We start from the raw sequence: 21,625 nt of genomic DNA, 5'->3' as shown, positions 1-21,625 counted from the left end.
GAGTGCGCGGGCGCACTGGCGCTTTCCATGCAGGGTGTTAGCCTGCGCGTCGGAACAAGAGAGGAATGTACGATGCGTGCTGCAGTTGTCCTGGTCCCGCTGGCCTTGCTCGCCGCCTGCAACGATGGCGCAACGGTCGAGAAGAAGAACGCCAGCACGGCGGAAGTGGCGAAGTCTGTGGCGGACGCAGGCATGAAGCTCAATCCCGGTCGCTGGGAATTGACCATGCAGTTCAAGAAGTTCGAAGTGGAAGGCATGCCGCCCGAAGCCAAGGCGGCGATGCAGAAGATGCTCGGGGAAACCCGCACCTTCGCGTCGTGTCTGACCAAGGAGGAGGCGGAAAAACCCGGCGGCAAGTTCTTTGGCCAGCAGGGTGAGGACTGCAAGTACGACACCTTCACCATGGGTAATGGCAAGATCGATGCAACGATGACCTGCAAGGGCACCGGCGCTGACACTGGCAATGCCGCCACGATGACGCTCACCGGGACCTACAGCCCCGATACCTATGACATGACCATGGATCTCAACGGCACCGCGCCCAACGGCAAGCAGATGGTGATGCAGATGGGGCTGACCTCGAAGCACCAGGGCGATTGCAAGGGCGACGAGCAGAGTTGACTGCCCTTTCTTGACGCGAATTTGAAACAATTGCCAAATGCTGGCGTTCATCGGCGGTTAGGTCGATAGCGCGCAGGCAATGGCAATGATGTTCAATCTTCACGAGCGTGCGGCGGGACTTGGGCAGGCGACGGCGCGGCTTTCGCTGCTGCGCGAGGAGATCGCGCGGCGCGGAAGCCTTGCCCTGCAGCCACGCCCGGCCGACGTTCGCGGACCGAAATGGCAGGCGCTGCTGGGTGAATTGCGCACCCCGGTCGAACATTGGCAGGCCTCGCGCCGGAACCGTGCGATGGATGAGCAAGCGCCAGAATCGCGCGCTGTGATGTTGCTGCCCGGATTCGGCACGCATCCGGCACGGATGAAGCCGTTGCGCATCGCCTTGGAGGCTGCCGGGCATCGCGTCAGTGACTGGGGGCTGGGCTTCAACTTCGGTCCCACCGAGGACCGCTTCGACCGCCTGTGCGAACGGGTGCTGACGATGGCGCGGAAGGAAGGCGAGCCGCTGGTGCTGGTCGGCTGGAGCCTCGGCGGCATTTTTGCGCGCGAAGTTGCCAAGCGCCATCCCGAAGCCGTGCGACTGGTCGTCACCATGGGCACGCCCTTTTCCGGTGACCGCCGTGCCAACAACGCCTGGCGCGCCTATCAGCTGATCGCTGGCCATTCGGTGGACGAGCCGCCAATCGGGCAGGACATGGCAGCCAAGCCGCCCGTGCCGACCGTGGCGCTGTGGAGCGCCCGCGACGGCATCGTCTCGCCCCGGTCCTCCTGCGGCCGCAAGGGGGAGCGAGACCTCGCGATTCCAATGCGTTGCACGCACCTGGGCTTTGCCGCACACCCCGATGTCGCGGCAATGCTCAAGCGGTTGGTGGCGGCTTACTAGGCAGCCGCTTCGACCTCCACCGCGATTCCGCTGAGCGCGGCGTTGCCGGAGAGGGGGTCAATTTCATTCAGAGTCAGGTCGTTGACGCTGACGCCCGGTTTGCCGAGCGCGTTGGCCATGGCGACGCCGGGGCGGCCGTGGCCCCAGCCGTGTGGGATGGAGACGGTGCCGGGCATCATGTCCTCGGTCACTTCGGCGGAAAGCTTTATTTCCCCGGCACTTGAACGAACCGTGACGGCGGCGCCATCAGCGATGCCGCGCTGTTCGGCATCGGTCGGGTGCATCATCACCGTGCAGCGATCCGGGCCCTTGATGAGCCGGCGGCTATTGGCAAGCCAGGAGTTGTTGGTGCGCAAATGACGCCGGCCGATCAGACGCAGCGAGGTGTCGAGGGGGTTGATCTCAGGCACTTCCACCGCAGAGAGAGCCGCCATGAACTCGTCCACGGCGACATCGATGGTCTTGTCAGGGTTTCGCAAGGTCTCGGGTAGGTGACCGACAGGTGGCGGGCCCAGATCGATACCTGAAGGGTGGGATTCGACCTGCTCGAGCGTAAGTGCATAGGGACCGGTGCGGAGAAGCCCGTCAAGCGCCTCGCGCGGGGTCGGCGCCTGCACCGGTTCACCACTGATCGCGCTCGCGAGGCCTCGCAGGATCTCCCAGTCGTGCAGCGACCCATCGCTCTGGGGAAGTGTCGGAGGTGAATAGACCGCGATCGTGCGGGCGGCCATCGGCAGGAGGAACAGGCCGTAGTGATCGCGCTCCAGCGGGCCGGTCGGGGGCAGGATGTAATGGGCGTGGGCGCTGGTCGCGTTGCGGTAGATGTCGATGGAGACCATCAGTTCCAGCGACTCAAGGGCCTTGGCCAGGCGGGTGCCGTTGGGCGTGGACAGGACCGGGTTGCCCGCGACCACGAACAGCGCCTTGACCTGTCCATCGCCCGGCGTCTCGATCTCCTCAGCCATCGCGGCGGCGGGAAATTCGCCGAGGACGGAGCGATGGCCCGAGACGCGCGAGGCGTGCTTGCCGATGGAACCGGGAGGCAGGGCGCTGAGCGTGTCGACCGCCGGCTTGCCGAAGACCCAGCCGCCTTCACGGTCCAGTTGACCGGATGCAATGTTGATCAATGAGACAAGCCAGGCGTTGAGCGTGCCATGCGTCTGCGTGGCTGTGCCCATGCGGCCATAGAGCACGGCGGGGCCGCTGGCGAAGCGATCGGCAAGGCTTTCGATTTCGCCAAGCGGGATCGCGCAGGCGGCGGCGCAGGCTGCGGCATCGAAGCGGCCGATCAGCGCGCCGACTTCGGCCAGGCCGGTGACGAAGTCCTGCACCGGGTGGTGGGGCTTCCGGGCCATGACCGCCTTGAGCAGGGCAACGAGAAAGAATACGTCGGTGGCCGGACGGATGAACAGGTGGCGGTCGGCGATCTTTGCAGTTTCGGTGCGGCGCGGGTCGATCACGACGAGTTCGCCGCCGCGCGCGCGCAGGTCCTTCATGCGGGCGCGGAAATCGGGGACGGTCCATAGCGAGCCGTTCGAGGCCATCGGGTTTCCGCCGAGGATGACCAGCGTCTGCGTGCGGTCTGCATCGGGGATCGGGAACATGCTGGCGTGGCCCCACAGGCGCAGGTTCGCGACCTGGTGCGGCATCTGGTCGACCGTGCTGGCCGAGAACTTGTTCTTCGTCCGCAGCGCCTTTTCGAGAAAGCCGATGTTGAGCGCGTTGCCATAGGAATGGGCGTTGGGATTGCCGACGTAGATCGCCGAACTGGCAGGATCGCGCGCGAGGATGGCGCGCGTCTTCTCGCCAATCTCGGCAAAGGCCTGTTCGAAGCTGATTTCGTGCCATTGCGATCCGACACGCTTGAGCGGCTTGCGCAGGCGGTCGGGATCTTCCTGCAGATCCTGCAGCGCGGTGCCCTTGGGGCAGATATGGCCGCGCGACAGGGGATTGGCAGGATCGCCCTTGATCGAGAGCACCTTGCCCGCCTCGACCTCTACCAGAACGCCGCAATTGGCTTCGCAGATATGGCAGGTGCGGTGATGGACCTGAGGCATCGCTGTTTCTCCCGGCACTTTTAGTTGAGCGATTAAGTCTCATTCCGGAGCGCTGCAGGCAAGTGGAATTGCTTGGCGGATCATCACCGTCACAGTGGTGCAAAATTATTTCGCAGGTGCAGCATGGGCGTGCTTGGCAAAGCGGATGCGTTGTGCAAGCTTGGGGCACAGACGGGATGTGCCTATGACAACAAACTCGCCCTCGTCCTATGACGAGATGCTTAACGCCGATGGCTCGGTGCGGTCTGCCTACGCAGGGTACTGCAACTGGTACGACGAGCAGCCGCCGGATCTTCTTAGGCGCAAGGGCAGCGAGGCCGAGGCCTTCTTCCGCCGCACCGGTATCACCTTCAATGTCTATGGCAACGAGGACGCAGAGGAGCGCCTCATTCCCTTCGACATGGTGCCGCGGATCATCACTGCGCAGCAATGGCGCAAGCTGTCGCGCGGCATTGAACAGCGGGTGCGCGCACTCAACGCTTTCCTGCATGATCTGTATCATCGCCAGGAGATCGTGAGGTCGGGCCGCATGCCGGCGCGCCTGCTCAGGAACAACGAGGCATTCCTGCCCGAAATGGTCGGCTTCACGCCGCCGGGCGGGGTCTATACCCACATTGTCGGGATCGACCTTGTCCGCACGGGCGAGGATGATTTCATGGTGCTGGAAGACAATGCCCGCACACCGTCCGGGGTCTCCTACATGCTGGAGAACCGCGAGACGATGATGGCGATGTTCCCGGAACTCTTCACGCGCGTGCGAGTGCGCGAGGTGTCGGACTACCCGCGCCGCCTGGCACGCAGCCTGGCCGCATCTTCGCCGCCGGCCTGCGACGGCAAGAAGCCGGTCGTGGCGGTGCTGACGCCGGGCATCTACAATTCCGCCTATTTCGAACACGCCTTCCTGGCTGACCAGATGGGCGCGGAACTGGTGGAAGGGAGCGATCTGCGCGTCGAGAATGGCCGGATCGCGATGCGCACCACCTGCGGCTACGAACCGATCGACGTGCTGTATCGGCGGGTCGACGATGAATACCTCGACCCGCTCTCGTTCAATCCAAGCAGCGTGCTGGGCGTGCCGGGCATCATGGATGTCTATCGCGCCGGCGGCATCACCATTGCCAATGCGCCGGGCACCGGGATTGCCGACGACAAGGCGATCTATTCGTTCATGCCCGAGATCGTCGAATTCTACACTGGCGAAAAGCCGATCCTGCAGAATGTGCCGACCTGGCGCTGCGCCGAACCGGAATCGCTGAAGTACGTGCTCGACAATCTAGCCGAACTCGTCGTCAAGGAAGTTCACGGTTCTGGCGGCTACGGCATGCTGATAGGGCCGACCTCGTCGCGCAAGGAACTGGCGGCTTTCGAGACGAAGCTGCGCGCCAAGCCCGAAAACTATATCGCGCAGCCCACGCTGTCGCTGTCGACGGTGCCGATCCTGACCAAGGCCGGGCTTGCGCCGCGCCATGTCGATCTGCGCCCGTTCGTTCTGGTCAGCCCCAATGGCGTCGATATCACGCCTGGCGGGCTGACCCGCGTGGCACTCAAGAAAGGGTCGCTGGTGGTGAACTCGTCGCAGGGCGGCGGCACCAAGGACAGCTGGGTTCTGGACGACTGATGCCCAAGGATTTCGCATGTTAGGACGGTCTGCAAACGGCATTTTCTGGCTGTTCCGCTATCTGGAGCGGGCGGAGAATATCTCGCGCCTCATCGAAGCGGGCTTCCGCATGGCGCTGACGCGCGATGCTTCGGACGCTTCGGATGAATGGCGGTCGCTGATCGTGACGCTTGGTCTTCGGCCCGGCTACGAGACCCGCTACGGAACCGAATATACCGGCGCCCACGTCTTCAATTATATCCTGCGCGACAAGGACAACGCCGGCAGTGTCCTGAACATGACCGAGATGGCGCGCACCAATGCGCGCATGGTCCGTGGCGGCATCACCCGCGAGGTGTGGGAATCGGTCAATGACGGCTGGATGCGGCTCAAGGAAGCGCTGGCGCGGCCGGTGTCGGAGACGCGCCTCGGCGATGTGCTCGATCTCGTGAGGCGGCAATCGACGCAGGTACGCGGCGCCATGGAAGGCACGATGCTGCGCAACGAGATCTACAATTTCGCGCGGCTTGGCAGCTTCATCGAGCGGGCGGACAACACCGCGCGCATTCTCGACGTGAAGTATTACGTGCTGCTGCCGTCGGTATCCTATGTCGGATCGAGCCTCGATAACGTGCAGTGGGAGAACGTGCTGCGCTCTGTAGCGGGCGAACGGGCCTATCGCTGGCTCAACGCCGGTCGCATGGACCCGCGCGGTATTGCCGAATTCCTCATCCTGGACGGGCGCTTCCCGCGCAGCCTGGCGTTCTGCTATTCCAAGCTGCGATCGAACCTTGCCAGCCTGGCGCGGGAATACGGCACCGAGATGCATTGCCACGAAATCCTGCGCGATGCCGATTGCCAGTTCCACCAGATCACCATCGATGCGATCTTTGAACAGGGCCTGCATGAATTCATCGGCACGTTCATTCGCAACAATACCGCTCTGGCCATGCAGGTGCAGCGCGATTACCGCTTCATCGACTGAGCTTCCGGAAAAGACAGCCCATGCGCCTCGCCATCGATCATACGACGCACTATGTTTTTTCCGGCCCGGTCGCGGCAGGTCTGCAACGTCTGCGGCTCAAGCCCAAGTCTTCTTCCGGGCAGCGCATCCTTGACTGGCAGATGCATTTCGAAGGTGCCCGTCTGCAGGTCGAATATGACGATCCCAATTGCAATCACGTCTCGCTGATCTCGTTTGAGCCGGGCGTGAGCGAGGTGACGATCCGCTGCGAGGGAGTGGTCGACACCAACGACCAGTCCGGGATCATCGGCAAGCACGCCGGATTCCTGCCGATGTGGCAGTTCGTCGAGCAGACTGACCTGACCAAGGCAGGGCAACGCATGCGATCCCTGCTGTCAGGCCTTGCGCAGGGCGGCGATACCCTGCCGATGCTCCACGCGCTTTCGGCGCTGATCCGGGAACGGGTGGAGTATTCGACCGGCCATACCGATGCCGCGACGACCGCCGAGGGCGTGCTGGCGGCGGGCCGCGGCGTGTGCCAGGACCATGCGCACGTGTTCATCGGCGCTGCGCGGTCGCTGGGGATTCCGGCGCGCTATGTCAGCGGATACCTGATGATGAACGACCGCGTTGAGCAGGACGCCGGCCACGCCTGGGCGGAAGCGTTTGTCGAGGGACTGGGCTGGGTGGGCTTCGACATCTCGAACGGGATCAGCCCCGATGCCCGCTATGTCCGTGTTGCCACGGGGCGCGATTATCGCGACGCGGCGCCAATCACGGGGATAAGGTTCGGTGCGCGCGGCGAAAGCCTGCATGTGACGCTTGCCGTCGAGCAACAGCGTGTGGAACAATAGCTCCTCCCGGACTCGATAGCGGGACCGGGCGGAGGAAATCGGGGCAGGCGATGACGTATTGCGTGGGAATGGTGCTCGACAAGGGGCTGGTCCTGATGAGCGACACCCGCACGAACTCCGGCGTCGACAACATCTCGGTGTTCCGCAAGATGTTCCACTGGTCGGTGCCGGGCGAGCGCCAGATCACGATCATGACCGCCGGCAACCTGGCAACGACGCAGGCGGTGATCTCGCAGCTTGAAGAACGCAACAAGGCGCCGAGCGACAGGCGCCCGTCGATCCTCGAGACGCCGACGATGTTCCAGGTGGCCACGACTGTGGGCAATCTGCTGCGCGGCGTCATAGAAGGGCGGCAGGAGGGCGGCATGCGCGGCGAGGGACCGCGCTTTACCGCGTCGATGATCGTGGCCGGGCAGATCCGCGACATGGAACCGCGGTTGTTCATGGTCTATCCCGAAGGCAACTTCATCGAGGCCAGCTTTGACACGCCCTTCTTCCAGATTGGCGAGACCAAGTATGGCCGGCCGATCCTGTTGCGGGGCTATGACCGGTCGATGAGCTTCGAGGATGCGGTCAAGCTCATGATGGTCTCGTTCGATTCAACGCTGGCGGCCAATCTCTCGGTCGGCCTGCCCTTCGACCTGATGATCATGGAGCGCGACCGCTTCGAGCCTCTGCACCAGCGCCGCATCCTTGCCAGCGATCCCTACTTCAAGGCCATTTCGTCAAGCTGGAGCGAAGCCCTGCGCCAGGCGTTTCATTCGCTGCCCGACTATTCCTTCGGTGCGGATGGTGAACGGGAAACGGGCCACTGAACCGCGAATCGGCCAATTCAGCCCCGGCATCAGCGCCGATCATAGTTAACGCTAGCTTTCCAGATTGGCCCGCTTTTGCCGGTTTAACCATCTGATTCTATTTCGTGCCACAATGGCGCAAAACCAATCACAACGATTGCATCCGTTCCCGAAGCGATCTTCCTAAGGAGAATCCTGTACCAAGGGCATGCGCCAGTTCAGTTTCGGTTCATTCCGAAACTAACCCTTGTGGTCATGCGCGGGTTTGACAGCATTAATGCCACCCATGGTTGATCGTGTCACACTCCACATCCTTGATGAGGATTCCGCCCGCAGGGCCCAGCTCGCACGCCTCGCGTTCGCAGCCGGGCATCATGCCGAGATCTATTCCAGCGCGGATGAGCTGCTGTCTCACGCGCCGTCCGGGGGGCTGGTCCTGGCCCATGACGAGCCGGTCGGCGAGGGCATCGCTCATCTGATCGCTTCGATGATGCGCGCCGGGCAATGGCTGCCAGTGGTAGCCATTTCAGAGGCACCGCGGACCGAAGCCGTGGTGAGCGCTATCAAGGCGGGCGCGCTCGATTACCTCGCCATGCCATCGCAGATCGGCCCGCTCAACGAAGCCGTGGCCCGCGCGGCGAAGGAAGCGGATGCCTATCGCGCCCAGCGCGCCCGTGCAGCCGAAGCCCGCCAGCGTATCTCCCGCCTGTCGCTTCGCGAACGCGAAGTGCTTGATCGTCTTGCCGAAGGTTGCAGCAACAAGGCCATTGCGCGTGAACTAGACATCAGCCCGCGCACCGTCGAAATTCACCGCATGAAGATGATGGGCAAGCTTGGTGCCCGCCATGCCGCAGAAGCCGTGCGTCTGCGTATCGAAGCTGCCGGACTGGACGACGTCGCCGCCTGAGCAGCTACGCAGATCAACCGTTCATCAAGGCGGGGCAGAAATGCTCCGCCTTTTTTGTTGTCAACGGCAGAAGGGTTTGAGGCCACCAGGTTCGAGATGCAGGTGATCTCGATGGGCGGCATTGTAATCGGGCGTGAGGACCGTGCCGAAACGCTTGCAGGCGCTGTCGCGGACCGTTCGCAGAAAGGCGCGGATCTGCGGTGAAGAGGCATTCCAGTCAGCCGCAATGGCAATGCGCCGACCATCGGCCAGACGAAACGCGGCGACATCGACGGCATTGGCGGTCGCATGTGCCGAGAGGCGGTTGGTCCCGGCCACATTGCGGCAGGAGTAGCTGCCCATCGTCTCGATCCGCACGAGCGGACTGCCCAGGATCTGCCGGGCGGCGCGATCGACACCGAAGCGGGCCCAACCCTGCAAGGCCGCAGCGACGGGGCAGGTTACAGGGCCGAGGTTCGCAATATCCAGCCGCCCATCATCGCCCTGCAAAGCCGCAAGCCTGACAGAGCCCAGCGTTGAACAACCCGCACCGTAGTACTGGTCGGCCAGCGGGGTAAAGCTCGCCCGCGCCTGGCCAAGGCTGGCAAGGCAGGCGCGCCCTTGTGGGGTCTGGGTTATCGCAGCGGCGGTGCCGCGCCCGGGTTTGCCGCGGGGCGGTTCGGGCGAACCGATGCACCCTGCCAGAAGGGCGGTAAGCCCAACGATCGTGATCGCGCGCCATTCCATGCCAAAAAATTGGCAGGCTATGGTTTCCAGAACGTTAACGCTGCGGCGAGGCGTGCTGGATGAGGTGGGCGGAGAAGAAAGGGATGCCGGGAAATGGTGGGCGCTGACGGGCTCGAACCGCCGACCCTCTCGGTGTAAACGAGAAAACGCCATCTGAAACGCCGACAAACCGTCATCTGACGGAAAGACGGAGCGTGAATCAATGGCGAACAAACAAGCATTTGCTGACCATTTGCTGACCACTCGCGGCCCTTGGGTTGGCCCTGAGGGGTACTGCTATTTTTGGGGCGCGCCGAGCCGCAGAATTAAAATCGGATCGACCGGCAATCCTCGGCTGAGGGAGCGCACCTTACGCCATCAGTACGGCATGCCATGCATCAGTTTTTTAGCCGTGGTGCCGGGCGGTAGTGATCGCGAGTCCGCCTACGCCCTTCGCTGATCACGTTCTGGGAAATGATCTCTTGGGTGTCACCGAGCGCACCGCTCTGCGTCCAGCCCTTGATCTCGGTCCAAGCCGCTTCTTGAGCGGTGAAATCAGCCAGAGAAACGGCCGACTTCGGCGCAACGCGCGTCCCGATGTAGATCTTCGACCCTGCTACAGCCTGCAATGCCATGTTCAACACTCCTGTGGCCCACATCACGTCTGGGCTGCTCCATCGTGACCGAACATTACAACACAGGCTAGGTTTACGCAATAGTTGTGCGCATTGTGGTAATATTAGTTCGTGACGCGCATCGATTGGACAAGCTCCACGCGATGGGGAAGTTTGCAGCAAAAATCAGGAGTCGTTAATGGGATTTGTGTTGATTGCGGCGGCGGTGCTGACTGTGCCCATCATATGGGGCGTGCTCCGGGCGGGTAATGGCGCCCGTAAGTTTCAGAAACTCGGCGACATTCGAGGCATGCCCATGAAGGATATCGTTGCCCGCGTCGGCTATCCCAACTCGATATCAGTGACTGCCGAAGGTCGCTTGTACCAGTGGATCAAGACCTCTGGCCGGTCCGGTTACCACTATGCAATCCTGTCGGATGGCAAGGGTAACGCAGTCGGGTATACCCATCAGTTCGTCAGATAACGTTACGCCGCATCGATCTGGCGCACCTTGAGGCAGCGCTTCTGGAGCTTCTCAACATAACGCCCCGCCAGCTTCTGGCTTACGGGATGGCGGTAGAAGAGCTGCATGGTTGAGACAGAGCCATCGGCTCGCACCTTGTATCGCAGGATCGGCTCGTTCGTGGTTGTGCCAAAAAGCCCGCCGGGGCTGAAATCAATATCATTGCCGCCGTCCACGGGTAGTACCAAAACCGAGCCTTCGCGATCCATGGCGCGCGCAATGCATGCAGAAGCATCCGCAACACTCATATCCAGAGTAGCAATCTTTCCCCAATTGCGGTGGGGAAAATCAGTCTCTGGCCCGGCAACCGAAGCTGTCGAAATCAATGCGATAGCGAGGAGCGGAGTCGATTTCATCGCGCATAGATGCCATCACGCGCCTTGCTTGGCCACCCGTCAAACTGAACGCCAGGACACCCGAACGATGCTGACCCTGTAGGCCCCTTCGACGTAGGGCTGCACGACGGTCGCGTCCTGCTGTACTCGAAGCTTTGAAGAGCCATAGCTCATACGGGTATCTGCGCTGAAATGGGCAGCGATTTGGCCCGCCACCTCGCGCAACTGCGCATGAGTTACTGGGCGGGCAATAGGCCACTGCACTGTGAGTAGAAGGGTCCCGGATCGGATATGATCGACACCCGACTCTCCGCGAGCCGAGATGCCAATCCGGACCGGATCGTTGACGATGTCAGAGACCAGAATGAAAGGGGTGGGGCCAGACGCGTCGCTTGGTGGCGTCACCAATGCGCCGGGCTCGAACCACGACATTTCAGGAACGGTCACAAGGCCATCAAGGCGCGCCTTAATGGCCAGCCAGTCAGTTGTCTCGATCGATGGCATCACTTGCCTCCCAATGCCGCCGCCTGCCTAGCAACAATCGCTGGCCATTGGGCTGCGGCAGCTTCTGCAAAGCCAAAGCCTGCCTGGTTGTAGACGCGGCCTAAACTGTCGGCGCCGACGAACCCGTAGTTCATGCGACGTGAGTACGCCGCCTGCCAGCCAACGTAGACGGTCTCGCCGGGTTTGATGTTCGCGATCCCGAGCGAATAGTCACCAGTCGCAAGCCCCTCAATCACTGTGGGCGGCTTGTTATCAACAACCACAGATCGCGCCAGATTGCCCGTCTTGACTGGAACGTTGCCGCCCTCGGGAATGGTCTTGGCGGCAACCTGTGCCAGATCCTGCACGCTGTTGCGTAAAAGCGCGGTCAGGAGCCTGTCGGTCTGCTCTGCCCAATCTGACGGGTTCTTGCCCGACCACGCTGATGCGCTCATTTACTTTGCCTTCGCTGCCGTCTTTGCCGGAGCGGATTCGTCGGCCTCGCTGTCGGCATCAGCCGTCTTGAAACCGATCATCTCACGCAGGCCGCCGACCGTCAGATTGACCGCCTCCGCCATCTTGCCATGCATAATGGCGTCACGCAGTGCCTTGCGGCGTTCCTCGCAATCAACACAAACCATCGTCATTCTCCTCAGTTAAGACCATGCGCAAAGTCGATGAAAAAGTCGGTATCGCAGCGGCAATTGACGTTGTTCCGGACGCCGCCTTGTGGATCGTGACTGTGAAGCATCACGGTACCGTCAGGCATGAAGAACGGGGTATCGAGCCCGACCACCTTCTTGCCGTTCATGCTTAGATGCCAGTCACGGGCATGTCTGACGCCGCCTCGATGTCGCCAGGTCTTGGTGACGGCATCAGAAGTCAGCCCTTCCTTGTCGAGAGCCTGTTGCGTCGCCTCGGCCCGAGCGGCCATGACGCCCTGCGCTGTCTCAGTACGCCCGATATCCTCGGCGCGGCGGGCGAGCAGCCGGTCAGAGTACTTCGCCGCAATCTCGTCGATCTTGTCGCGCGACAGAGGGTTTGGCTTTCCAGCAGCAATGTCACTGATGGCCTTCTTGATCGAGCGGTCGAAACGGCGGTCGCGCAGCGTCATGCCGGTGCCCTCAACCCATTTCCCGTCCTTGAAGCGGCCTAACACCTTGAGTATCTCGTCCGGATCACCGGACAACAGTCTGGTCCGCATGCTATCCACGTACTCGACTTGCGGATCCGATAGACCAACGATGCCGCCTTCTCGGCGTCCGGTCAGCGGGTTGACCCTTCCAGCGATGTCGGTGGCAATGGTCTGCGGCCCTTCGCCGCGCGCGAAACCGTCAGCGATGACCTTACGGGCTGTTGCGACTTGCTCGTCAACATAACCGGCGATGCGTGTCGCTGCCTCGGTGCGGATGCGTTCCTCGGCGCGAGGATTGGTCATGTCGAAACGGAAAATGACCTCTCCGCCACCTGGTGCCGTCAGTGTAGGCGGTGCAGGCGGCTCAGTTGGGCGTGATGGACCAGCGGGTTCGGGCGGCGTCAGGATCGGAGACCGCAATACAGGCATGGACCTGTCGCGCTTTGGCTGCGCTGCGGCCCTTTGTCTGGTGATCTCGGCGGAGACCTTTGTACCAGCCTCCGCAAACGCGCTCTGGCGTTCAATGACATATCGCGAGAAGGCGGCTCGATCGATGTTCATCGCAGTTATCGCGGCATCGATGTCACTGGCGCGAAGAGCTTCCTCAAGCGCCTGGTAGTTGATTCCGCTCCTAAGGCTAAGCATGGCCTCAAGGAAGGCGGCACGCAGGCGCGGCTCCAGAAGCGCGATAAGGGCGAGAATAATCTCGGTCATCGGCGCACCACGAAGCGCACTGCGCACGTCGTACCAACCGCAGGAATGCTCTCGACCTTGAGGATGGTCACCGGTTTACCGTCGAGCTCGAGAACCTGGCCTGGCTCAACCTCACCACCCCACGGGGCAACAATCACAGTGAGGTCATTGGACACGATCTGGCCGCCGTTCTCGACAGGCGCGCCGATCAGTTCCTTGCCCACACCACGTGCCGCCCCATTCAGAGGGGTGACTTCGCGCGAGGGTGGGGCAGGCAACTCCCATGGCTCGAACTCTGTCTGAGAGGTGTAGCGGACGAGGGCTATGGTGCCCTGCCCAAGCCCATCCTGATCAGTTGGAGCAAGGATATCTCGGGCAACGTCTGCCATCTCCGAATAGAAGTCGGGCATGGTCTGCGTACCCCGTCCTAGCTACCGAGCGAGAAGATGAATGCGCCTGCGCTTCTGTCGCAAATGAACTGTCGCAACAGGCTATCGATGATCGGGTCTATGAACGCCGTTGCCGATCCGACTTTGGCCGCGCCATCGTCAAAGAACTCGCGCTCGATTGAATCCACCTTCTGCCGTTTCACCCGCTTGCCAGGTGTCGTGACCGGACCGGCCAAAACGCCGGGGGTTTCCACTTCAAGCCATGCCGCACGGTATGAGGCAGTGATCACAGCCGGCGGAATTGCGTCAGCCGGTACAGCGGTGATGCAATTCATGAAGGCATTGACTCGTGGCCAGCCCAGTTCCTGCATGGCGCCACCAGCACGGGAGCCAGTCCAGTAGACCTCGTAGCTGTCCACATAGGTGCTGCCCCGCGCGCGCAGGACGGCAGGAAACACCCCAGTAGGCAGCCTGTAACCTTGCTCGTCGAGCCAATCCGAAAAGCCTTCGTCGGTGCCGTAGGCTGCCATGGTCTAGCTTTCCTGCGATTGGGGTGGAACGAAGAAGGCCGTGGCGCCCGCGACAGCTATTGGGTAGTGTCGTAGGGCCACGGCCTTGCTCCTGTGACGAAAGGATTATGCGGGGCGCTTGGCGTCCGGCGCAGCCTCTTCGATTGCCTTGCGGGTGACGGCCTTACCGGTCAGTTCCGCAACTGCATCAACTGCAGGCAGACCCGCAGCGGTCCAGTGTGCGTCCGTCTTGGCGTCGAGCAGAGCGATGGCCGATGCGATCTCTTCCGCCGTGGCGGCATCATTCGCTTCGCTGGCCTTGAGCTTGAGGTTCAGGGCCTCGATCTGCTCATTGGCAAGCTGCAGATCAGCCTCAGCCTTGTTCGCACGGGCTTCAAGAGCCTGCACCTGGGCGTCGTAGCTGCTGCGAATGCGCTTGAACTCTGCCTCAGCCTTTTCGATGACCTCGCGACGGGCCTTTCCCACATCGCTGTCATCGTTATCGTTGACGACGAATTCTGAGCCTTGCTTGGGTTCTTCGCCAACGATGACAGCACGGCCAGCCCATCCAGCGGGCAGGTCGGAGGCGGTCTCGAATTCATATCCGATCGGGTACTCTCCGGTCGGATTGTCTTCGGTGGGGTTACCGAAAATTCCGGATCCAGTGATGCGAATGGTCTTCATGGCCCACCTCAGACGCTAATGCTGTAGAACACGCCGCCACGACCGTTGTAGTCGGTGCGGATTTCCAGACCGAGAGCACCTGCCAGTTCGAACTGGTAGTTGCTGCGCGGGTGGGTGCGCGGCATGGCGATTGTGTTGACGGCCATGCCAACCAGCGGGCGGATGTACTCGGCGTTCGGCACGAACCCGAAGAATTCGTTGCCGCTCAGTTCGTACGAGACATCGATCTTGTTGATGCGGCGGTTCGTGGCCAGGAACTGCATGATGGTGCCGTTCTTGAAGCCCGATGCGCCAGAGTAGGCCTTGTCCCATGCTCGCGCGATGTCGGGCGAGATGTAGATGTTGACCTTGCCGGTGATGTAGTTGGCATCGAGCATCGCGCCAAAAGCACCGGTGAAGAACGCGTCGAGCTGGTCGGCCGTCGCGGTGGTGAGGTTGATATTCGCGCCACCAGCGCCGATGTTGATCGACTTCGAGAGCGGGTGGTTGCGGATGCCCCAGCCAGTGTAGCCCTGAAACACGATGGAGGTATCGCCGTTCAAGACATAGAGCGCCTGGTCGCGCTTGATCTTGGCGGTGTGCGCTTCCTGATCGTCTGCCAGAGAATCGAAGTTTTCCGACTGCTGGCTGTTCCATTCGCGCCATTCGCGGCCATATCCGGTGTGGAACATCGGAACGACGGTGCCACGGTAGTCGTAGACCACCTTGTCGAGCGGAACCGGGACCTGACCCGACATGCTGCGAACTACCGTGCCGGCATCGGACGAGACGCGGTTGAGGTGTACGAGCTTGCCGATGTTGACCGGCTTGGCCAACGGCATCAGGTCGTTCATCCATACGGCACCCTCATCTGCACGCATGACGCGGCGAGTGATGTTGTCCATGTCGAGCCATGCATCGCGCGGCAGGACAGAGGCGGCGTTGGAAACAGCCGCAAGGGCGTCCTCGGTCTGGTGGAAGAACTCGCGCTCGGCGCTGACATCGTCCCACCACACGCCGTGCTCGCGGGGGTGGTTTGCGATCAACTGCTGATCGAAGTAACGCATTTCGCTTCCCCCTTAAGCTGCGGCCAGCATGTTCTGCGCACGACGTGCACGAACAAGCTGATCCGAACCGGACGTGTTGTTGTAGGCCTCTTCCGCGACCATGATGACGCGCTGGCCGGTCGTGGCGATCACGAACTTGCCGGCAGAGTTGGTGGTCAGCAGCGATCCGCGTGCGACGTTGGTGCCGGTAGGCACGCGGACATTGAAGAACAGCTCGTCGAGCGTCTCCATGCCGACGATGCGGTCACCAGCAGGCCACGCGGTGTCTGTGTCCTTCTGCGCGAGATAGTTGTCCTGCGCGATGTAAACCTTGCCAAGCGCGTTGGCGCCAGCCTGAGCGAATGCGGAACCGTTTTCCACCAGAGCGGTGCCGGGAAGCACGGCGGTCGGGCAGATACGCTCCTGAACCTGCGGAAGGTTCTCCTGCGCCGGGCCTGCAAAAATCTTGTTGTAGCGTGCCATGTCAGATCACTCCGCAGCAGGCGCGATGAACGCGGGCTTCTTGTCAGTCGACGGCTTGTAGGCACCGTTGACGCGGAAGGCGGCCTTGGGCTTGGCAAGCAGCGCGTTGAGCACTGGCGTCGAAGCTTCATTGGCGACTGCCTGTTCGAGCAGACCGGCCTCAACGACCTGGCTTACCAGAGCGAGACGGTCTGCCTCGGCCTTGTCGGCATCTGACTTGGCCTTGTCGGCATCTGACTTGGCCTGTGCAGCCAGAGCATCGGTCACAGGCTTGAGCGCGTTGCCGACGATCTCGACGACCTTTTCTTCGGTCAGCCCCGGACCAGCAGCGGCAAGGGCGTCCACCTTAGCCAGAAGCGCATCAAACTGAGCTTTATCCATCTCTTCATGCTCCGAGTTCAGGGAAACGCCCCCGGTGGTGTCGGGCATCGGGTCGCCCTGAATGATCCGCATCATAAAACTTTTGAGTTGTTCTAGCAACGGTTTTTGTTCTTTTCTTTCAACAGCGCGCAAGATGCTTTCTGCCGCCCACGTCACCTCCTGCTCGATGGCGTCATCTAAGGTGTTGTTTATCACCTCGATTTCGTCGCCAGCGGCGTTCACGAACATGCCGACGCCTTGCTCTGGGGTGGCCGCACCGGGGGTCGTCAGCAGGATTGCGTCGTGGTCGAAGATCATGTCGCGCGCGATGAACTGGTGGTCGGCGGCGTTGGCGACTTCGAGCATCATCAGGATGCCGGTGCTGGTATGGATCGGCTGCTGCTTCTCGATCGCGGCCAGCACGGCCTTGCCGCCCGCCGACTGGTTGGCGACTTCGACATCGATGACCTTGTCGAGCAGAACGCGGCCATTCTCACGGCGCACGTTCTCGTTCCAGGCACCGATCCAGCCCTGCGTCAGTCCCTCGGGATCGCGGGCTGACACGAACTTGCCATTGACCGTTGGGTGACCGAGCGGGGCAGGGGTGCGTTCCAGACCCTTGTACGACTTCTCGATCTCATCCTTGGGGTACAGGATCGAGCCGCCGCTGCCGTTCATCACGATGTTGTCGGGCAGAGTGGCGCTCGGCACGATAATGACGTCGCGGCCGTTGCGCTTCTCGCTGCGAATCTTGCTGGCGTTGACGACAGTGCTGAGATTCAGGCGGACTTGCTTGTTCATGACTGAGCTTCCTGTTGCTGTTCGGTTCCGCTTGGGTCCGCTTCCGTCATCGCGTCCTCGGCGCGACCCTCACGCTCAGCGAGGTATTCGGCAAAGCCCTCGACATCGTCGGCGGACTTGAACCCTGCGGTCTCGCGGATTTCGTCGGGCAGGAATGCTGGCTCGTTTCCGAGCGTCGAGTTGATGGTCGCCATCTTGGTGGCGAGGTCCATTTTCTCGGACGGCGAGGATTCGGTAAGGTCGGCCCAGCCCACAACCCAGTCACGCTTTTCGAGCACACCCCACCTGACAAGGCGGTCAACGAACTCGTGCAGGATGGGCAGGACGCGGTTCTCGCGGCGAGACATATTGGTCTGCGCCCATTCCCGCGCATCTTCGGTACTGGCACGCTCTCCAGTCACGTTGCCGATGAGGACCTTGACGGGGATGCTCATCGATGCCGCAAAGGACTGGACGCACGGCTCCCAGAACTCCTTGGGCTGGGGTAGCGAGATGGTGAGCGGATTGACGCTGAAGCCACCGAGCATCAGCATCTTGTCGAAGCCGGACTGAAAATCGTCGACTTGCTCGTTCAGCTTGTCGATGACCTCGGCAGGCGTTGCGGCATTCAAGCCGCGCTGCACGTCTTGTGCTGACACGCCCTTGGGGGCCTCGATGATCGGTGCACCGCGCGCCGACTTCCAGAAGCCTTCGCCGCCGGCGCCCTTGATCTTCTCTGCATCGGTGAGGTCATTGAACCCCGGCTCCAATGCCGAGCGGCAATTGACGGTGCCGTCATCCGACCAGATCAGGACGCGGTCACGGTGGATGCGGACCTGGCCCTTACCGGTCGCCTGATTGCCGCAGACAGCCTGCTCATCGAACTGGAAATAGAGCGGCTCGCCATAGGTGTCGCTGGTTTCGAGGGTATCCCACTCGACGACGGTCAACTGACCCTCCCAAGCTGGAATGATGCCGACGACGCTTTGCACGCCCTTCGCCAGCGCGCCGACCGGCTGATCCAGCTTCTGGCCGTCGCGTAGCAGGATGATGGCACCGGCATAGCATCCGACCATCGAGCGCCGGTCTGCATCCATCAGTGCCCGCCAGATCTTGCGTCGGGCAAAATGCTTGCGGATGGTCTGCTCCATCTCGCTCTCGGTCGGCTCGTCCGATTCCCAGAGCGCCGGCATGGTCTGCCATGTCTTGGCAACAGTCTTGTCAACGGCAGCGGCGGCGAGACCGGAACGCGAGTACATGCGGTGGAAGTGGCGGAAGTCGAGCTCCTCGGGCCACCCATAGTCCGCGGCGTAATCGTGCTTCGAGTTGGCACCGTAGGCCCATGGAAAAGCACGCTGCAATCGGCTGCGGACAACCGACGAGACGTTCGAGATGATAGAACTGTGCGCAGCCATGCGCTATGTGTTACGTTAAATTGCGCCGCGGCGCAATAATATTACCTTGTGAGGAGCCAGCCAGCAGAGGAGTTTAATTCTCCAAGCATGTCGGCGATGGCATCCATGAGGGGGTCGACCTGGTCGTCCCATCCGGTACCAAGCCCGTCGAACATCTGGAGTTCGGATCGCAGTGCTGTGGTCCACGGTTCATTTGCAGGAAGGTGCACCATGCCTGTCGCGATCCATGGTGCCGCATCGAGACCGCGAGTGTACTTGTCCTTGGCTCGCGGGATGCCGATCGTGGGCACGCCCTTTTTGCGCAGGGCTTGAATGAGGCCGGTACCGGACGCCTTGTCCTCGATGTTGAAGCCGCGAACGTTCTTGCCCCTGTGCTTGGTCCAGAACGTGAGTGCCGTTTCCTCCAGCTCAGGCGCGCCCCATTTCCCTCTGACCTGGTCGACGAGATAGATACCATGCTCGGCACGGCCCCAGAGTTGGATCACGGAGAAGTCGTTGCGCTCGCCCGTCTTCTGCGCCGTATCGGCATAGACCGAGTAGTAGTCGAAGACCGGCAGGTCGTTCCACCACTTGAACCCGCCCATATCGAACAAAGCGCCCTCGATCGATACCGGTCGCTGCATGTACTGGCTGGCAAAGGTGTAGGCGTCGGCCTTGAGCACTTCGATTTCCGCCTCGCTGTGCTTCTCGCTCCAGAGCGGCCCGTCAGGCAGGTTGTGCTGTATCGGTATGCCGTGCGTCCACTCGGCGGGGTAAGGCTCAGCATTGTTGATTAGTACCGGCAGGTTGAGGTGATGCCATTTCTCGCCGGTGCCGCCTGTCAGCAAGTGCCCGGCAAAATCATCGCTGTGCAGGCGCTGCATGATCGCGATGATCGGGACGTCATCATGGGCGAGACGCGATCGGAACGTGTTGGTCGCACGCTGATTGACCGTCTTGCGTTTCGTCGGCGAGAACGCATCGTCTGGCTTCAGAGGATCGTCGATGACCAGCGCGCCGGTAAAGATCGAGCGATCCATATAGCCTGCACGAAAGCCTGTGATGGGACCGCCCGCCGCCTTTGCAAGCATCCCACCGCCCGCCGTTGTCTTCCAGCGATCCTTGGCGCTGCTGTCATGCCTGATCTCGACCGGCTTGACCGACTGATAACCTTCGATCCCGATGAGCTGCAGCACCTTGTCGCTGTTTTCGCGGGCAAGGTCATCTGAGAACGTGGAGTGGATGAAGCGCGCCTTGGGATTCACATGAAATCCCTTGGCGATGAAGTTCACAACGGCCGCCTCGGTCTTGGTGTAGCCCGGCGGCACGTTGATGATAAGCCGTGTGATCTCTCCTGTCAGTACACGGTCAAGGGTGTCACCGATCACGCGGTGATGCGGCCCCTCGATGAACTCCATGCCTTCACGCTCCGGGAAGTACCAGCGCGTGAAGTCGAGCAGCTTGCCTTCGGGTGCTAGCGCGACGGCCTTGCGCTTGGCCACGACAGCCGAGAGTAAGGACAGGCGTGCCGCACGATCGTCAGAGGCCGAGCGAGGCAGGGTCGATCCCAAGGCGCTTTGCCTCCTCAATCAGGGTCGCTGTGGTCACGTCCTCGGTCTGGATCGGACCGCCATTCTTACCGGTATGTTCGTTCCTAACCCTCTCGACAAACTTCTCAGGCCGGTGTGCCTTGAGGAGTATCTCAAGCATGCGGTCGGAGTATTCCTTGTAGGTCGCCGTGATGACGCCTTGAAAGGTAACCGGCTTGTCTGTGCCATCGACAGCTCGACGCCATGCCTCACGCTCCAAGCGGTCTGCAGCGGCCTCCTCGGCGTCCTTCCAGGCAGCCGCAAAGTCAGCGTCCTCATCACGCCATTGGTAGGCAGCACTGCGGCTGATGTTCGCAGCGCGGCAGGCTTCCGAGACATTGCAGGTCTGAGCCAGCATCTCGATGAACGTCTCGCGCGCGCGATCTGTCCGGATGGTCTTCATGCACTCCTCGCTTCATTCGCGTCGATGATCTGTGCAGCAAGCTCAGGCGGAACCTTGCCGCGGTATTCGGGCCAGCGTGTGCGCATGGCTGTGCGGTCCGTGGTCTTCGCTTCGGTCGTGAAGGCGAAGATGGCTTGCGCGGCTTCGAAGGGGTCGGTGTGGGTGGACAGGTCAGCGTCGACGGGGCCGGTGTAGTAGGCGTCGGGGTTGAGCCATTGGGTGAGGTGGGTCATGCGCACACGACCTCGACGGAGACCTTGCGCCGCCGCTTGCCGCTAACTGGTTTTCCGACGCGCTTACAGCCAACACACCGGCGGTTGATCGCATTTGCTTTCAGACCGCTCTTGACCTCAAAAGTGCTGGCACATCCGGGGCAAGTCGATTCCCAAACGAGCAGCGTCGATGGTGTGCCATCCAGACGGAAATACGGCTCAACCCGCACCAGCTCAAATTCTTGGCCGTCGAGCTTGAGCACGGTTCCGATGTTGGGTGTGGTTGTGAAGATGATCACCGGCCACGACCCTTCATCGGACAGGCCCGCCGCTGCCAAAGGCGGGGCCTGTCTATGTATGTAATACATAGGGGTGTGTTTGCGGTCGTTTGCGGTCGCGTTTGCGGTCGTTTGCGGAAATGGTCCTGAAGTGTGTTTGCGGTAGGAAAACCGGGCTTTATTAGAACATCGTAATATGCGTTTGCGGAAATCGAGGGGTCGTTTGCGGAGCGTTTGCGGAAACCTATCTGGTTCATATCAGCCCACTCCATTAGGGTTGCCAGAGACGAAACGGAGCCCGTGATCGTCCCTGCCTTCGCCGCTGTTGCGCCACAGGAATCCGCGTTCAATGCGGCC

At 61.5% G+C, this 21,625-nt stretch carries 27 protein-coding genes; 8 read left to right on the top strand and 19 right to left on the bottom strand.

What is annotated here, in order from left to right:
* The first annotated feature begins 72 nt into the window (after positions 1-72).
* Both B9A23_RS18235 and B9A23_RS18230 read left to right on the top strand, forming a co-directional pair.
* On the top strand, positions 73-621 hold the full coding sequence (locus B9A23_RS18235; protein WP_176218060.1) for a DUF3617 domain-containing protein: 549 nt from the start codon (positions 73-75) through the stop codon (positions 619-621).
* 88 nt (positions 622-709) lie between these two features.
* Positions 710-1,501, top strand: coding sequence for an alpha/beta hydrolase family protein (locus tag B9A23_RS18230; protein WP_139797557.1), 792 nt, complete (start codon positions 710-712; stop codon positions 1,499-1,501).
* On the opposite strand, the gene B9A23_RS18225 is transcribed toward B9A23_RS18230, so the two are convergent.
* On the bottom strand, positions 1,498-3,558 hold the full coding sequence (locus B9A23_RS18225; RefSeq protein ID WP_084280545.1) for a molybdopterin oxidoreductase family protein: 2,061 nt from the start codon (positions 3,556-3,558) through the stop codon (positions 1,498-1,500). The two genes, B9A23_RS18230 and B9A23_RS18225, sit on opposite strands and share 4 nt — an antisense overlap.
* Positions 3,559-3,742: 184 nt before the next feature.
* Here B9A23_RS18225 and B9A23_RS18220 point away from each other — a divergent pair, with 184 nt between their 5' ends.
* From B9A23_RS18220 to B9A23_RS18200, 5 genes are all read left to right on the top strand, one after another.
* The gene (locus tag B9A23_RS18220; protein WP_084280543.1) at positions 3,743-5,176 is read left to right on the top strand and encodes a circularly permuted type 2 ATP-grasp protein; all 1,434 of its coding nucleotides are present in this window, start codon (positions 3,743-3,745) and stop codon (positions 5,174-5,176) included.
* A 16-nt stretch (positions 5,177-5,192) separates the two neighbouring features.
* Positions 5,193-6,140, top strand: a complete 948-nt coding sequence (locus B9A23_RS18215) for an alpha-E domain-containing protein (protein WP_084280541.1) — start codon at positions 5,193-5,195, stop codon at positions 6,138-6,140.
* A gap of 20 nt (positions 6,141-6,160) precedes the next feature.
* Entirely contained in the window at positions 6,161-6,973 is an 813-nt protein-coding gene (locus B9A23_RS18210) for a transglutaminase family protein (protein WP_084280539.1), read from the top strand.
* 50 nt (positions 6,974-7,023) lie between these two features.
* Positions 7,024-7,788 (top strand): proteasome-type protease, encoded by a 765-nt coding sequence (locus B9A23_RS18205; RefSeq protein WP_084280537.1) that lies wholly within the window; start codon positions 7,024-7,026, stop codon positions 7,786-7,788.
* A 265-nt stretch (positions 7,789-8,053) separates the two neighbouring features.
* Entirely contained in the window at positions 8,054-8,674 is a 621-nt protein-coding gene (locus tag B9A23_RS18200; RefSeq protein WP_084280536.1) for a response regulator transcription factor, read from the top strand.
* Between the two features lie 60 nt (positions 8,675-8,734).
* Here the strand turns inward: B9A23_RS18200 and B9A23_RS18195 are convergent, their stop codons facing one another.
* Both B9A23_RS18195 and B9A23_RS18185 read right to left on the bottom strand, forming a co-directional pair.
* Positions 8,735-9,400 carry an extensin family protein gene (locus B9A23_RS18195; RefSeq protein WP_084280535.1) on the bottom strand — a complete coding sequence of 222 codons (666 nt, stop codon included), beginning with the start codon at positions 9,398-9,400 and terminating at the stop codon, positions 8,735-8,737.
* A gap of 377 nt (positions 9,401-9,777) precedes the next feature.
* Complete coding sequence (locus B9A23_RS18185) at positions 9,778-10,014, bottom strand: hypothetical protein (RefSeq protein ID WP_139797552.1); 237 nt, start codon at positions 10,012-10,014, stop codon at positions 9,778-9,780.
* A gap of 178 nt (positions 10,015-10,192) precedes the next feature.
* On the opposite strand from B9A23_RS18185, the gene B9A23_RS18180 reads away from it, so the two are divergent.
* A complete protein-coding gene (locus tag B9A23_RS18180; RefSeq protein ID WP_084280532.1) occupies positions 10,193-10,477 on the top strand; it encodes a hypothetical protein in 285 nt (94 codons plus the stop codon).
* Between the two features lie 2 nt (positions 10,478-10,479).
* Here the strand turns inward: B9A23_RS18180 and B9A23_RS18175 are convergent, their stop codons facing one another.
* The 16 genes from B9A23_RS18175 to B9A23_RS18100 form a co-directional block, all read right to left on the bottom strand.
* Positions 10,480-10,872 (bottom strand): SMP-30/gluconolactonase/LRE family protein, encoded by a 393-nt coding sequence (locus tag B9A23_RS18175; protein WP_139797551.1) that lies wholly within the window; start codon positions 10,870-10,872, stop codon positions 10,480-10,482.
* A 39-nt stretch (positions 10,873-10,911) separates the two neighbouring features.
* Positions 10,912-11,355 (bottom strand): phage tail terminator-like protein, encoded by a 444-nt coding sequence (locus B9A23_RS18170; RefSeq protein ID WP_084280530.1) that lies wholly within the window; start codon positions 11,353-11,355, stop codon positions 10,912-10,914.
* Positions 11,355-11,789, bottom strand: coding sequence for a hypothetical protein (locus tag B9A23_RS18165; protein ID WP_217806625.1), 435 nt, complete (start codon positions 11,787-11,789; stop codon positions 11,355-11,357). Before B9A23_RS18165 ends, B9A23_RS18170 begins: the two co-directional genes overlap by 1 nt.
* Complete coding sequence (locus B9A23_RS18160) at positions 11,790-11,975, bottom strand: hypothetical protein (protein WP_139797550.1); 186 nt, start codon at positions 11,973-11,975, stop codon at positions 11,790-11,792.
* Positions 11,976-11,986: 11 nt separating this feature from the next.
* Positions 11,987-13,183, bottom strand: coding sequence for a structural protein (locus B9A23_RS18155; protein ID WP_139797549.1), 1,197 nt, complete (start codon positions 13,181-13,183; stop codon positions 11,987-11,989).
* Positions 13,180-13,572, bottom strand: a complete 393-nt coding sequence (locus B9A23_RS18150; RefSeq protein WP_084280525.1) for a hypothetical protein — start codon at positions 13,570-13,572, stop codon at positions 13,180-13,182. The genes B9A23_RS18155 and B9A23_RS18150 overlap by 4 nt, the downstream gene beginning before the upstream one ends.
* A gap of 17 nt (positions 13,573-13,589) precedes the next feature.
* Positions 13,590-14,081, bottom strand: a complete 492-nt coding sequence (locus B9A23_RS18145) for a DnaT-like ssDNA-binding protein (protein WP_084280523.1) — start codon at positions 14,079-14,081, stop codon at positions 13,590-13,592.
* A 105-nt stretch (positions 14,082-14,186) separates the two neighbouring features.
* Positions 14,187-14,744 (bottom strand): hypothetical protein, encoded by a 558-nt coding sequence (locus B9A23_RS18140; RefSeq protein ID WP_084280522.1) that lies wholly within the window; start codon positions 14,742-14,744, stop codon positions 14,187-14,189.
* Between the two features lie 8 nt (positions 14,745-14,752).
* Positions 14,753-15,790 (bottom strand): major capsid protein, encoded by a 1,038-nt coding sequence (locus B9A23_RS18135; protein ID WP_084280521.1) that lies wholly within the window; start codon positions 15,788-15,790, stop codon positions 14,753-14,755.
* Between the two features lie 12 nt (positions 15,791-15,802).
* Positions 15,803-16,252 carry a hypothetical protein gene (locus tag B9A23_RS18130; RefSeq protein WP_084280519.1) on the bottom strand — a complete coding sequence of 150 codons (450 nt, stop codon included), beginning with the start codon at positions 16,250-16,252 and terminating at the stop codon, positions 15,803-15,805.
* Between the two features lie 6 nt (positions 16,253-16,258).
* Complete coding sequence (locus tag B9A23_RS18125; RefSeq protein ID WP_084280518.1) at positions 16,259-17,413, bottom strand: hypothetical protein; 1,155 nt, start codon at positions 17,411-17,413, stop codon at positions 16,259-16,261.
* Positions 17,410-18,807 (bottom strand): anti-CBASS protein Acb1 family protein, encoded by a 1,398-nt coding sequence (locus B9A23_RS18120; RefSeq protein ID WP_084280516.1) that lies wholly within the window; start codon positions 18,805-18,807, stop codon positions 17,410-17,412. The genes B9A23_RS18125 and B9A23_RS18120 overlap by 4 nt, the downstream gene beginning before the upstream one ends.
* Positions 18,808-18,848: 41 nt before the next feature.
* A complete protein-coding gene (gene terL, locus B9A23_RS18115) occupies positions 18,849-20,357 on the bottom strand; it encodes a phage terminase large subunit (RefSeq protein WP_217806624.1) in 1,509 nt (502 codons plus the stop codon).
* Positions 20,326-20,778 (bottom strand): terminase small subunit-like protein, encoded by a 453-nt coding sequence (locus B9A23_RS18110; protein ID WP_084280515.1) that lies wholly within the window; start codon positions 20,776-20,778, stop codon positions 20,326-20,328. The genes terL and B9A23_RS18110 overlap by 32 nt, the downstream gene beginning before the upstream one ends.
* Positions 20,775-21,011, bottom strand: coding sequence for a hypothetical protein (locus B9A23_RS18105; RefSeq protein ID WP_084280514.1), 237 nt, complete (start codon positions 21,009-21,011; stop codon positions 20,775-20,777). Before B9A23_RS18105 ends, B9A23_RS18110 begins: the two co-directional genes overlap by 4 nt.
* Positions 21,008-21,289 carry a hypothetical protein gene (locus B9A23_RS18100; protein ID WP_139797548.1) on the bottom strand — a complete coding sequence of 94 codons (282 nt, stop codon included), beginning with the start codon at positions 21,287-21,289 and terminating at the stop codon, positions 21,008-21,010. Before B9A23_RS18100 ends, B9A23_RS18105 begins: the two co-directional genes overlap by 4 nt.
* Positions 21,290-21,625: the final 336 nt, after the last annotated feature.

The sequence above is a fragment of the Novosphingobium sp. B1 genome, from assembly GCF_900176395.1.
Lineage (GTDB): Bacteria > Pseudomonadota > Alphaproteobacteria > Sphingomonadales > Sphingomonadaceae > Novosphingobium.
The sequence above is the reverse complement of the archived record's forward strand: the minus strand, read 5'-3'. Positions and strand labels throughout refer to the sequence as shown.

Excerpts from the sequence above, each read along its gene's own strand:
- B9A23_RS18235 (WP_176218060.1), top strand. The coding sequence starts at position 73 with ATGCGTGCTGCAGTTGTCCTGGTCCCGCTGGCCTTGCTCGCCGCCTGC.
- B9A23_RS18230 (WP_139797557.1), top strand. The coding sequence starts at position 710 with ATGTTCAATCTTCACGAGCGTGCGGCGGGACTTGGGCAGGCGACGGCG.
- B9A23_RS18225 (WP_084280545.1), bottom strand. The coding sequence starts at position 3,558 with ATGCCTCAGGTCCATCACCGCACCTGCCATATCTGCGAAGCCAATTGC.
- B9A23_RS18220 (WP_084280543.1), top strand. The coding sequence starts at position 3,743 with ATGACAACAAACTCGCCCTCGTCCTATGACGAGATGCTTAACGCCGAT.
- B9A23_RS18215 (WP_084280541.1), top strand. The coding sequence starts at position 5,193 with ATGTTAGGACGGTCTGCAAACGGCATTTTCTGGCTGTTCCGCTATCTG.
- B9A23_RS18210 (WP_084280539.1), top strand. The coding sequence starts at position 6,161 with ATGCGCCTCGCCATCGATCATACGACGCACTATGTTTTTTCCGGCCCG.
- B9A23_RS18205 (WP_084280537.1), top strand. The coding sequence starts at position 7,024 with ATGACGTATTGCGTGGGAATGGTGCTCGACAAGGGGCTGGTCCTGATG.
- B9A23_RS18200 (WP_084280536.1), top strand. The coding sequence starts at position 8,054 with ATGGTTGATCGTGTCACACTCCACATCCTTGATGAGGATTCCGCCCGC.
- B9A23_RS18195 (WP_084280535.1), bottom strand. The coding sequence starts at position 9,400 with ATGGAATGGCGCGCGATCACGATCGTTGGGCTTACCGCCCTTCTGGCA.
- B9A23_RS18185 (WP_139797552.1), bottom strand. The coding sequence starts at position 10,014 with ATGGCATTGCAGGCTGTAGCAGGGTCGAAGATCTACATCGGGACGCGC.
- B9A23_RS18180 (WP_084280532.1), top strand. The coding sequence starts at position 10,193 with ATGGGATTTGTGTTGATTGCGGCGGCGGTGCTGACTGTGCCCATCATA.
- B9A23_RS18175 (WP_139797551.1), bottom strand. The coding sequence starts at position 10,872 with ATGAAATCGACTCCGCTCCTCGCTATCGCATTGATTTCGACAGCTTCG.
- B9A23_RS18170 (WP_084280530.1), bottom strand. The coding sequence starts at position 11,355 with ATGCCATCGATCGAGACAACTGACTGGCTGGCCATTAAGGCGCGCCTT.
- B9A23_RS18165 (WP_217806625.1), bottom strand. The coding sequence starts at position 11,789 with ATGAGCGCATCAGCGTGGTCGGGCAAGAACCCGTCAGATTGGGCAGAG.
- B9A23_RS18160 (WP_139797550.1), bottom strand. The coding sequence starts at position 11,975 with ATGGTTTGTGTTGATTGCGAGGAACGCCGCAAGGCACTGCGTGACGCC.
- B9A23_RS18155 (WP_139797549.1), bottom strand. The coding sequence starts at position 13,183 with ATGACCGAGATTATTCTCGCCCTTATCGCGCTTCTGGAGCCGCGCCTG.
- B9A23_RS18150 (WP_084280525.1), bottom strand. The coding sequence starts at position 13,572 with ATGCCCGACTTCTATTCGGAGATGGCAGACGTTGCCCGAGATATCCTT.
- B9A23_RS18145 (WP_084280523.1), bottom strand. The coding sequence starts at position 14,081 with ATGGCAGCCTACGGCACCGACGAAGGCTTTTCGGATTGGCTCGACGAG.
- B9A23_RS18140 (WP_084280522.1), bottom strand. The coding sequence starts at position 14,744 with ATGAAGACCATTCGCATCACTGGATCCGGAATTTTCGGTAACCCCACC.
- B9A23_RS18135 (WP_084280521.1), bottom strand. The coding sequence starts at position 15,790 with ATGCGTTACTTCGATCAGCAGTTGATCGCAAACCACCCCCGCGAGCAC.
- B9A23_RS18130 (WP_084280519.1), bottom strand. The coding sequence starts at position 16,252 with ATGGCACGCTACAACAAGATTTTTGCAGGCCCGGCGCAGGAGAACCTT.
- B9A23_RS18125 (WP_084280518.1), bottom strand. The coding sequence starts at position 17,413 with ATGAACAAGCAAGTCCGCCTGAATCTCAGCACTGTCGTCAACGCCAGC.
- B9A23_RS18120 (WP_084280516.1), bottom strand. The coding sequence starts at position 18,807 with ATGGCTGCGCACAGTTCTATCATCTCGAACGTCTCGTCGGTTGTCCGC.
- B9A23_RS18110 (WP_084280515.1), bottom strand. The coding sequence starts at position 20,778 with ATGAAGACCATCCGGACAGATCGCGCGCGCGAGACGTTCATCGAGATG.
- B9A23_RS18105 (WP_084280514.1), bottom strand. The coding sequence starts at position 21,011 with ATGACCCACCTCACCCAATGGCTCAACCCCGACGCCTACTACACCGGC.